9 protein-coding genes are annotated in these 12,057 nt (G+C 39.8%); 6 read left to right on the plus strand and 3 right to left on the minus strand.

The genetic code is table 11. From position 1 onward, the window contains the following. Window positions 1-23 precede the first annotated feature (23 nt). A complete protein-coding gene (locus tag M472_RS24695; RefSeq protein WP_021068488.1) occupies window positions 24-866 on the plus strand; it encodes a DUF4886 domain-containing protein in 843 nt (280 codons plus the stop codon). 11 nt (window positions 867-877) lie between these two features. On the opposite strand, the gene priA is transcribed toward M472_RS24695, so the two are convergent. Both priA and M472_RS24705 read right to left on the minus strand, forming a co-directional pair. Further along, on the minus strand, window positions 878-3,355 hold the full coding sequence (gene priA, locus M472_RS24700; protein WP_021068489.1) for a replication restart helicase PriA: 2,478 nt from the start codon (window positions 3,353-3,355) through the stop codon (window positions 878-880). 76 nt (window positions 3,356-3,431) lie between these two features. Next, complete coding sequence (locus M472_RS24705) at window positions 3,432-3,821, minus strand: DUF423 domain-containing protein (RefSeq protein ID WP_021068490.1); 390 nt, start codon at window positions 3,819-3,821, stop codon at window positions 3,432-3,434. Window positions 3,822-4,074: 253 nt separating this feature from the next. Between M472_RS24705 and M472_RS24710 the strand changes: the two genes are divergently transcribed. From M472_RS24710 to M472_RS24720, 3 genes are all read left to right on the plus strand, one after another. After that, complete coding sequence (locus M472_RS24710) at window positions 4,075-6,687, plus strand: PQQ-binding-like beta-propeller repeat protein (protein WP_021068491.1); 2,613 nt, start codon at window positions 4,075-4,077, stop codon at window positions 6,685-6,687. A gap of 125 nt (window positions 6,688-6,812) precedes the next feature. Beyond that, complete coding sequence (locus tag M472_RS24715) at window positions 6,813-7,823, plus strand: DHH family phosphoesterase (protein ID WP_021068492.1); 1,011 nt, start codon at window positions 6,813-6,815, stop codon at window positions 7,821-7,823. A gap of 106 nt (window positions 7,824-7,929) precedes the next feature. Next, on the plus strand, window positions 7,930-8,925 hold the full coding sequence (locus M472_RS24720) for an FKBP-type peptidyl-prolyl cis-trans isomerase (protein WP_021068493.1): 996 nt from the start codon (window positions 7,930-7,932) through the stop codon (window positions 8,923-8,925). Between the two features lie 835 nt (window positions 8,926-9,760). Here the strand turns inward: M472_RS24720 and M472_RS24725 are convergent. Next, a complete protein-coding gene (locus tag M472_RS24725) occupies window positions 9,761-9,973 on the minus strand; it encodes a hypothetical protein (RefSeq protein ID WP_021068495.1) in 213 nt (70 codons plus the stop codon). Between the two features lie 265 nt (window positions 9,974-10,238). On the opposite strand from M472_RS24725, the gene M472_RS24730 reads away from it, so the two are divergent. Together M472_RS24730 and M472_RS24735 are read left to right on the plus strand one after the other, a co-directional pair. Then, entirely contained in the window at window positions 10,239-11,018 is a 780-nt protein-coding gene (locus M472_RS24730; protein ID WP_021068496.1) for a TatD family hydrolase, read from the plus strand. Between the two features lie 6 nt (window positions 11,019-11,024). Then, window positions 11,025-12,041, plus strand: coding sequence for an asparaginase (locus M472_RS24735; RefSeq protein ID WP_021068497.1), 1,017 nt, complete (start codon window positions 11,025-11,027; stop codon window positions 12,039-12,041). Window positions 12,042-12,057 lie beyond the last annotated feature (16 nt).

The following is a 12,057-nucleotide window of genomic DNA, read 5'->3' on the forward strand; positions in this document are numbered from 1 at the left end:
CATTATTAAACAATTAAACACTTATGAACAAAATCAACCTAACCTTAATCTTATTCGCTACTTTCTGCCATGCCTTATTCGCTCAAGAAGCTGGCACACTCAAAATATTGGCCATAGGCAATAGTTTTTCCGAGGATGCTATCGAAAACTACCTGTACGATCTGGCTAAAACCAATAACAAAAAAATGATAATAGGAAACCTCTATATCGGGGGAGCTCCTTTAAAACTCCACGTTGAAAATGCTAAAACCGATAAAGCAAGTTATAGCTATCGTAAGACAAATATAGATGGAACAAAATCCTCCACTAAAAACACAAGTATTGCACAGGCTTTAAAAGATGAAGACTGGGATTATATCAGCCTACAACAAGCGAGCCCCTATTCAGGAAAGTACACTATTATCATGGAGAGCTTACCAGCGTTAGTCGCTTATGTGAATAGCCTAAAACCATCAAAAGCCCAGCTTATTTATCACCAGACATGGGCCTACCAAAATGACTCAGATCACAAAGGCTTTAGCAATTATGAAAGGAGTCAAGAAATCATGTATAAACACATAGCTCAAACAACGAAGAAAATCAACAAGTCAGGTGTTTTTGCTTTCGTAGTACCTGCGGGAACAGCTATACAAAACGCAAGAACTTCTTCTATCGGAGACAAATATACACGTGACGGCTACCACCTGCAATTAGATTACGGTCGCTTTACGGCCGCTTGCACCTGGTACGAGATGCTATTCAAGTTAGATGTACGCGAGAACAGCTACAAACCTGAAAAGGTGAGTGACCTACAAGCAAGAATTGCTAAAGAAGCTGCTCATAAAGCGGTCAAAAAGCCATTTAAGGTCTCTAAAATAAACTTATAGCTTATCTCTACCTAGTACGGATCTATATCCAACTGGATCCGTACTCCTGAATTGAGCTTATCCAGTTCGAAGGAAAGTATAGCTGCACGGATAAGCTCCTTGACCTTTACAATACTTACGTGACCACGCTCGACCTTTAAGGTGATGGTCTGTATATAATTATTACGCACTCTAGAAACCAAGGGAGGCTCAGGCCCCAACACTCTATCCCCCAATTGTGCACGTAACAGAACTGCTAGTTTTTGAGCAGAATCCAATGTCTGCTGTTGATCCGGATGCTTAACATCCAAACGTATCAACCTATAAAACGGTGGATAATGAAAGTTTTTACGTTCTGTAACTTCTTTCATAAACATCCCTTCATAGTCATGCTGAACAACCTGCTCTATAACGCGATGATTAGGTGTATAAGTCTGTATTACGACTTTACCCAGGGCATCTCTACGACCCGCCCTTCCGGCAACCTGTGAGAACAATGAGAAAGCTCTTTCATAGGCTCTGAAGTCCGGAAAGTTGATAATCGTATCCGCATTAATAATTCCGATCAAGCTCACTCGACCAAAGTCTAGTCCCTTGGCTACCATCTGTGTACCAATCAACACATCATACTCATGATCATCAAATGCCGTAATAATTTTATCAAAACCATACTTGCCCCGTGTAGAATCTAAATCTAGCCGACCAATACGAAGCTCTGGCATTAGGATTTCCAACTCTTCCTCCACTCGCTCTGTTCCAAAACCTTTACTCTCCATATGTGGCATACCACAAGCTGGACACACATTAATAGGAACCTCTGAATGTCCACAATAATGACAATGTAATAAGTGAGATGTTTTATGATAGGTAAGACTTACATCACAATTCACACACTTAGCCACATATCCACAAGTACTACACTGTACGAAAGGAGTATGTCCTCTTCGGTTTTGAAATAGGATGACTTGCTCTTTACGCCCTACGGCCTCTTTAATTCCATTCAGCAAGGTTTCACTGAAATAGGAGTGCATTTTGTTTTTCCTGCTTTCTTCAGGAATATCTACAATCTCAATTTCAGGCAATTGTGCCTCCCCATAGCGTCTCAACAGCTGTACCAGTCCATATTTGCCCGCTTTCGCATTATAATAACTCTCCACCGATGGTGTAGCTGATCCCAAAAGAACCTTAGCTCCATGAAGATGTCCTAGATATATGGCTGTATCGCGCGCATGATACCTTGGCGCTGGATCAAACTGTTTATAGGAGTTCTCGTGCTCTTCATCCACGATGATAAGTCCCAAATTTTGAAAGGGCAAAAACACGGAGGATCGAGCCCCAATAATAACACGGAACTCATTTTTTAAAACTTTATGCCATACCTCTGCCCGCTCATTGTCATTAAATTTGGAATGATACACCCCTAACTGATTTCCAAAGTGAAGTCTCAATCGTTCCGTAATCTGGGCAGTCAAAGCAATCTCAGGCAAAAGGTAAAGAGCATTTTTACCCCCCGCAAGCATCTCTTCAATCAACCGAATATAAAGTTGGGTTTTTCCAGATGCAGTAACGCCATGCAGGAGGACGACATCCTTTTGTCTAAAAAGGCTACCAATTTCATCAAAAGCATATTTTTGATCGTTGCTGAAATCAAATTCCTTAGTCATCTGCATATCTACCCCTTCAAACCTACTCACTACCTTCTCCCTTATCACAAAGACACCTTTATCGATCAGCGCTGTAATTGCACCTGCCCCACAAGCTGTTGCTTCCTGTAAATCTTGTCGGGTTATATCCTGCTTATTCTTTACAAGTTGTAAAAAACCCAATACGGCATCCTGCTGTTTCGGCGCTCTATTCAGACTGTCCAATAGCAACCTTTTTCCTTCAGAATCATTATATTCAGAGGCCATAGAAAGGAACGTTTTTGTTTTAGGCTTATACTTTTCTTTTATCTCTTCCGAAATGAGAATAAACCCTTGCTCAAAAAGTGACCTTAATAATGGAAAGACAGATTTTTGCCCTAATATCTTAGTCACATCCGCTACACGAAGCTCTCCTGCAATATCAAGTGCTTCTAAAACCAAATACCCTTTATCGGAAAGTATCGTCCTGTCCAGGTCAGGATTCTCAGCTGCTACAATCTTAGTCTCAGAAGCCATTTTAAGAGCTGCTGGCAAAGCAGCCTGCATCACCTCTCCCAACTGGCACATATAATAGTCCGACATCCATTGCCACAGTTTTAGTTGCGTCCCATCGACAATAGCGTTGTCATCGACAACCTCTAAAATATACTTTGCTTCATATTTCAACGGTGCTTCTGTCGAGACATCTTTCACGATGGCCGAATACACTTTATTCTTTCCAAACTGAACGATTACCCTTATCCCTATCCTGATTTTTTCATTCCATTCAAAGGGTACTCGATAGGTGTAGGTCTTCGCTATGAAAAGTGGTAACACCACTTCGACAAATAAAGTCTTACGTTCGGCGAACAAATCAATATTATGCATCTAACAAAGATAGGTAAAAACCCACAGTAGCACACTGCGGTAAAGATGTGACGGATACGAAATCGAGAGAAAAAGACTAAGCTCTATGTTTGACAGCTGCTACAAACAAGCCTATCCAACCGATCATAAAACAAAGACCACCTAATGGTGTCACCGGCCCTAGGAACTTCCATCCCTCTATTCCCAGCAAAGAGCGAACACTAAGTAGATACAGTGACCCTGAAAACAGAAGAATTCCAATAGTAAAAGCTATAAAGGATACACGGATGGATTGACTTTTGGCTCTGGAAAAAGTAGAAAGAAACAGTAAGGCAAAAACGTGATAAAAATGATATTGATTGGCAGTCTTCCAAGTGCCCAGATGATAATCACTGATTTTTCCTTCTAGACCGTGTGCTCCAAATGCTCCTAAAGCCACAGCGATCAAACCCAAAAAAGAAGCAGTTAAAATGATTTGCTTATTCATGTATTTTTATTCAGAAACTACTTATGTTGAACTTTTGTTTATAAATGTATAAAATATCCCCTATAAATTAGGCATTTTTATTTTTTTACAGCTAAAGACCATTAAAAGATCAGTATTTGCGTCGAATATCAGCATTCACGACACATTCTATTACCAATAGAAAATATTCACCTGATTAAATGAATTCAAACAATGATGAAAAGTTTTTGTTACGTTATTTATAAAATAGCAGTGAAATAAGTAGGTTTGCAATATGCGAAATACTATTATCCTTTCGGTAATTCTATTTGTAGCGGTTGTCGCTGCTTCCATATATTACTTCCGTGATCTTGATGGTGAACATAACCGAGCAGCCAAGCCACTACGTTATCTCCCGGACAATGCGCTTCTAATTGCTGCTATTGGAAACAATGAAGCCTCGGATAATATCTTTAAAGACTTTGAGATTTTTGAAGCTCTACTAGGGAAACAGGATTTTGACTTGATAAGCGAATTCAAGATTAACCTGCTGCGCCATGAAGCTCTAAAAAAATATGTGGACGACTCCGAAGTATACATTTCCTTCCATCCTGAAGGCAAGAAAACAGAAAGTATACTCACTATCCCGACTTCTACAGCGATCGCTTCATCCGAATTTGCTACTATATTAAATACAATTCGTAAACAATACAAAATTAACGACATAGACACCTTAGGGCATAAAGTATATCAGATACAATACGGGGCAAAAGATTCGACTTTGTTTTCTGTTTATTACAACAACATTTTCTTTGCCACCAAGTCTATAAACCTGCTTACCAGAATACTCGACAAGCATAGTAAACATCTTCCCGATTCCCAGATCGATTTCTTTCTGAAAGGTGATTCACGCAACACAGCGTTAAGTATTTACTTTCCACACCAACAATATGACAGTATCGTAAATTTATATCAACGCAGAAACAGTGGTGCTTTTTTAGATTTATTCAAAAATATGCAGGGACAGTCGGTTTGGAACATCAACTTCAAACAAGATGCGTTAATGCTTACCGGAGAAAGTGAACTTGACCAATACTCGGAAAACTACGTCTCTTTATTTAAAAATCAGGAAAAGACAAGTCAGCGTCTATATACCTACTTTCCTTCTAGCACAGCAGTATATATGGAGTGTAGTATAAGTGATCGTACTCGTTTTCAAAAAGATCTAAAGGATCTCTTTAAAAGAAGAAAGGAAAAAATTGCAGAAGAAATCGACACAACAGGAAGACGAGAACAGCTTACAAACTTAATGGGTAATGATATTGCTTTTGTCGAAACGGCTTCCAGCAGTTTTATAGGCTATATTAGATTGGAGAACAAGGAATCCTGGGTGGAGCTGGAGAAAGATTTCTTAGAGAATCTACAAGACTCTATCTACCGCTTTAAATCATCAGGTTTACTGTATGCGCAATTTGGAGACCTTTTTAAAGAGCTACCCCGCCCTTATGTAACACGCATTGACGATGTACTAGTCCTAGCCAACAGTAGCAGGACATTAAAAGATTACAAAGACGATGTGGAAAGAAGAGACTTCCTAACAGGAACATTAGGATTTAAAAACTTTGAAAAATTACAGGGAAATGAGGCCAACGTTACACTTTTTGTACACACAAGAAATGCAAACTCTAAGCTATTAAACTCCTTGAACCAACCTTTCCAAAACAACTTTAAAGACAAAGAAAATTTTGGTTTTCAGGATTTCTATTCCTGGTCCGTACAGTTGTCTGGTAATGCAGGTAAATTCACCTCACAGCTTTATGCACTATTCAAAAGCAAGAATGCCCTGGGGGCTACGCCAGAATGGACCTATTCTTTTGAGAACAAGGCCATCACAAAACCATACATATTTGAGCATTCCGACACGAGTCAATTTATACTCATCCAAGAACTGGACCACACCGTCCATGCAATCAGCCCGCAAGGTCAAAAACTATGGTCTACAGTATTCGCTGGTCGAGTTGTCGGCGATATTCAACAGCTAGAAGATCGCAGCATGCTGTTAGTAACAGATCGTAATCGATTATATCGCTTTGACACGAACGGAAAACCATTAAAAGGATTTTCTGTGGAAATTCCGGATGAGCCCATAGCTCAACCTTCTGTGGTGACCCTACAAGGAAAAACAATAATCTTGGTACCTACCCGAAAGAAGATCCATGCTTTTGAGATGAATGGTACCCACCAGAATAACTGGGGGACTTTGGAGATAGAAGGCGATATATTAGGTCCTGTGTTCAATGCCCATAATCAAATTGCTATAGGCACTACCTCCGGCAAAATATATCTTATCAATGAGAACGGACAAAAATCACGTGAAATTCGAATAGGAAATAACATCCAACTCCGAAATCCTATCGGCTTGCTACAAGAGAATAGCCCTAACAGTGATTTTCTCGCAATAGATACTACAGGTCGCTTGTACATAATACCCACTGAGGGAACAAGCAAGTCCTTTTTACTGGATCGAATGGCTGCATCCAGTCTAGCAGACTTTGTAAATATAAATACGTCGCCCCACTCGGAACTTGTCAATATCAACAATGATCTCCTACGCGTCTATGACATTGCAGACAGCACACGTCTTCTTTTTGAGTACAACTTTACGAAGACAATCAATGATCGTCCACAGTACTTTCGACTGCCCAACAACGGGGGATTCCGAATCGGAGTTGCTTCAAAGGCCACAAACCTTATTTATCTTTTCAATAGCGAGGGTGGTTTAGAAAATGGATTCCCTGTAGAAGGACAACCATTGTTCCATTATGGCCGAATAAACTATAATAGTGACATCTATTTATTGTGTATGCGACGCGACCATAAACTATATGCTTTTAAACATCAAAAATAGCTAAGACTCGATGCTAGAGAAAGGACAATTATCTCTTTTTTTATTGCGAAAACACAGTGTAATTGCATTAAAAATAATTTTCTTGCCAAACGAATAATTTGTACGTTTGTATTCTTATATTTTTTATGTTACGAGGAGAAAATAATTTAACGTTACTGTCCCAACCTAGACGTATTGTCATTACAACACATCACAAGCCCGATGGAGACGCTTTAGGCTCATCCCTAGCGCTATATCATTGGCTTAAAAAAAGGAATCATGATGTTTCTGTAGTACTATCATCAGATTTCCCTTCTTTTTTGGACTGGATGCCGGGACGTTCAGACGCCATTATCTATCCCGAACAGACCAAGTCTGCAAAGGAGCTATTGGCTAATGCTGAAATTGTATTCTGTCTGGACTACAGTGCACTTTCTCGAACAAATATTCTCGAACAGTTTATTACCGCATCTCCTGGTCAAAAGTGGATGATTGACCATCATTTAGACCCAGAAGATTTCGCATCGTTGGTTTATTGGGACTCTTCTGCTGCTGCCACAGCACAGTTGATTTACACTTTTATAGCGGACGTACTTGAGGCTCGCGAAGAAATAAATGCCGATATAGCGACTTGTTTATATGCAGGTATTATGACCGATACCGGCTCCTTCCGCTTCCGTTCTACGACCGCCGCTGTGCACCACATTATAGCCAACCTGATTGAAGCTGGAGCACGGAATTGGGAAATCCATGAACACATCTATAACAGTTCAACAGAGCGTCGATTGAAATTTTTAGGTTATGCCCTCCTCAACTGTCTCGAAGTAATACCGGAATACAATACAGCACTTTTCGCGATAAGTAAAGAAGACCTCGCGCAATTTGACATCACGACAGGCGATACGGAGGGATTAGTGAATTATGCATTATCGATAAAAGGTATCCGTTTAGCTGCATTAATTATTGACAGAACTGAATTAATTAAATTATCTTTACGCTCGATTGGCGAAATCCCATGTAATGAAATATGTAAAAAGTATTTCAATGGGGGAGGACATTTGAATGCCTCTGGAGGTAGTTCTACTTCTGATTTAGCTGCTGTTGTAAATACATTTAAATCTATATTACCAGAGTATAACGATATATTAACAAAGTAAATAAGTATTAATCAATAAAATGAAGACCATCACGATTTATTCTATCTATCACCAAGAAGAATAAATCAGATAGCTTTCATACCAAATGAAAACAATTTTAAAATAGATGAAAAAATCAGTTTTATTTTTATCAGCAGCCGCTATGTTACTGGCTGCCTCATGCCAGAGCTTCAAAAAAGGCGAAGGCGGTCTAGAGTACAGTATTGTGGACGATGTTGCCAAAGAAAAAGCCGTAGCAGGCGATTTTTTATCTGTCGATCTAACGATCACGTCCGACAAGAACGACTCTTTATTAAACAGCACATATGACTTGGGGTTACCTCAAATTGTAAATATTGCACCAGATTCTATTCCTGGAGCCTATAAGGGAGATTACAACTCTATGTTCAAATTCTTAGGTGAAGGTGACTCTGCTGTATTCAAATTAAATATGGATACTATGGCGGCCAAAACAGGACAGCCTAAACCAGAATTCGCAGACAAATTTGTTACGTTTACTGTTAAGGTAAGAAAACACTTCAAAAAAGGTCAATTAACAGATTCTGCCTTATACGCTGAAATCGATGGTTATTTCAAAGGTGAATTAGAAGGTCTGAAAAAAGCGGAAGAAGGAAAAATATCAAGCTATATCGCTGGTAAAAAACTAGAGCCTAAAAAGACAGCATCGGGATTGCAATATGTTATTGCGGAAGAAGGAAAAGGCCCTAAACCGGTATTGGGAGATACTGTGGTTGTAAACTATACTGGTATGTTGACCAACGGTACGGTTTTCGATTCATCAATCAAAGAAAATGCAATTAAAGGAAAACTTCCTGTAGACCCTATGCGTACTTTCGAACCGATTCGTTTCCCAATTGGTGTACAACCGGTAATTGAAGGATGGACAGAAGCTCTTTACTTATTTGGTAAAGGTACAAAAGCAACACTTATTATTCCTTCGGCATTGGCTTACGGAGATCGTCCTGCAGGACAAAAAATTCCTCCTTATGCACCGTTGATTTTCGATGTAGAACTAGTTGACGTAATTAAAGGAGTAGCTCCAGCACAAGCACCAGCTACACCTAATGCTACCGCTCCAACAGTAACGGAACCTACAAACTAAGAGTAAAAAGATTATAAAAAAACGCCCGAGAGATCGGGCGTTTTTCTTTTTTAACCATTGTCCTTACAACTTCATAATTATGTAATACTAGAAGCTCTTCACTTCCTATTCAACACCACAAACATAACCTCGTAATGAAGGCAAAATGAAAGTATCAGCGTCAAAAATTGAGATAGGTCTATATCGTACATTTCGCGCCGTTTGGCGCTGACAGACAGCTTTTAAGATTCTGCTACATACTTATTGGGATAGTGCCCACAGTATATGGGGCATCACCACCCACCACGGACAATCTCGTACAAAAGTGTGAGGGACTGGTACCGAACTTTCACATTCTCACACAAAAGTTCAATAGATAGATACCTAACTTTAAGAGTTCTGTACATAAATGGCAAACAGTTGTACAAAACTTTCATAATCTTGTGCACAAGTTTGAAACTTCTGTACAGAACTAGAAAGAATCTGTACAAAACATCAATTGCTCTGTACAAGAATTAGATAGTCCTGTACAGAAGTACGATAGTCTTGTACAAATGTTTAAAAGTATTGTACAAGACATTCGCAGAACTGCACAAAACAACAGCAAACCTGTACAAGGAAAGTACATTCCTGTACAGGTTTACCGCATCATTTCATGAAACACAGCTACGAGCGCCCCCTAGTCACGACTTCTTTTTATACTTTGATACCATGAGGTCCTTAGCTAGACCACGGGCAAAGTAATAATCAATTTTCCCCAACTTCATCGGGTCGAGCTTTTCATCTGCTACGTAATTACGAAAGGTCGCATCCGATATGCACAGCTTTTTCAACACCTCCTGCTTGAACAGCAATGCTAATCCAATAGCGACAGTAGATCACGGTCGAGAATCTCGCCCATCTGCAGCATCAGGTCTTCGATCCGACCGATGCGTCGTTGTAGCAGTTCCATCTGCTGCTCCTGGTTTTGAAGAATAGCCTGTTGGATCAAAAAAGTCTCATGCTGCTTTTCATTTAGATCATTGGCCCTGATCGTCTGGTCGATCAGCTGTTGGAATAGTTTTTCCATGTTGACATAAGGACATACACAGTCAAAGTCCGGCGTAGCGGATAGATATTGTTATACAGTAATCGATGACAACATAAACACAACGGACAGACTAAACAGAATAACTCAATATATATAGTTTATTATCTGAGGAGAATAAAACGCAATTCTTTAACATTTTCAAAAATAAAACTCAATTCCTTTAAGGGAATCACTTTTATTAGGCCTGGATTAGTCTTATTATTAACAATTTGCTATTTTTGAAAAATTCAAAACAAAGCTGATCATGCAATCACCCTTTACCTTAACCGATACGCATACGCATCTTTACTATAATATTCATACAGAAAAGATGGCGGGACAGATTCAGCGCTGCTTAGACAATAATATCGAGCGGCTTTTTCTGCCCAATGTCGATTATGAATCCGTCGCCGCCGTGATGGATACAGTAGCGACTTATCCTGATTATTGTTACCCTATGCTCGGACTCCACCCCTGTAGTGTAAAGCAGGACTATAAGTCAGAGCTAGATCGTATCGAACAGGCAATTTCTCGACACAAGATATATGCGATAGGTGAAATAGGCCTCGATTTATATTGGGACAAAAGTACACTAGATTGGCAAAAGGATGCATTTCGAACCCAGGTCAGATGGGCAAAAGAACTCGGTTTGCCTATTGACATCCATTGTCGCGAAGCATTTGATGAAATTTTTGAGCTCTTAGATGAATTAAAAGACGATCAACTATTTGGTGTTTTCCATTGTTTCACGGGGAGCCTAGAACAGGCACATCGGGCTATAGACCTAGGTTTCAAATTGGGAATAGGTGGAGTTGTCACTTTCAAAAAAGCAGGCCTAGATGCTGTCGTCAAACAGATCGGACTAGAACATCTCGTATTGGAGACTGATGCCCCATATCTTGCTCCAGTACCTTTTCGAGGAAAGGAAAATGAAAGCTCCTACTTACATTATATCGCTGAAAAAGTCGCTGACCTACATGAAACCAGTTTGGAAGAAGTGGCACGCATAACTACACTAAATTCGAAAACAATTTTTGGTATCTAAATAACTATGAACATATTCATCATATATACTGGAGGAACCATAGGTATGGTTCAGGACGAGTCTGGCACCTTTGTGCCTTTTGACTTTGACCTTATAAAGAATAACCTTCCTGACCTAAGCCGTGTAGATTACAAACTCACCGTACACTCTTTTGACCCCATAATTGATTCATCGAATATGAATCCGGAAATCTGGTTAAAAATGGCACAGCTGATTCAGGACAACTATGAAAAGTATGATGGTTTTGTAATTCTTCATGGTTCAGATACAATGGCCTTTAGTGCCTCCATTTTAAGCTTCTTGCTCGAAGGACTACAAAAACCGGTTATCCTCTCCGGATCCCAGCTTCCTATTGGAGAAATACGCACGGATGCCAGAGAGAATATGATGACAGCGTTGGAAATTGCCTCAACAAAACATAATGGCGTATCCGTCATACAGGAAGTGTGTATATTGTTTGACAACAAACTCTTTAGAGGTAACCGCGCATTTAAATATAATTCGGCTAAATTTGAAGCCTTCCGCTCGCCAAATTACCCCGTTCTAGTAGAAGCTGGCATACACCTCAAGTACAATTTCGAGGCTCTCCTAAACAATACGGACAAAGAAATCGTCCTACACAATAAGCTAGATGACCAAGTAGGAGTACTCAAATTATTTCCTGGGATTCGTCCGGATACCATCAAGGCTATTTTAGACTCCGATGTACGATCCATCGTCATGGAGACATTCGGATCAGGCAATACGACCACAGATCAATGGTTTTTAGACCTACTGGAAGAAGCAATCAAAAGCGGGAAAAATATACTCAACATCTCTCAATGTAAAGTCGGATCTGTAGAACTAGGGCGCTACGAAACAAGTCAAGGTCTGAAAGCTATTGGGGTATTAAACGGTTATGACATGACTTTTGAAGCTGCTGTAACAAAACTCATGTACTTACAGGGCGAATTTGAAGACCAAGCTCGGGTAGCTTATTGGGTCGAGAAAGACATTCGTGGAGAATTAACTATAAATGATTAGGTGCTGATAGCCATCC

The organism is Sphingobacterium paucimobilis HER1398, assembly GCF_000416985.1.
GTDB lineage: Bacteria > Bacteroidota > Bacteroidia > Sphingobacteriales > Sphingobacteriaceae > Sphingobacterium > Sphingobacterium paucimobilis.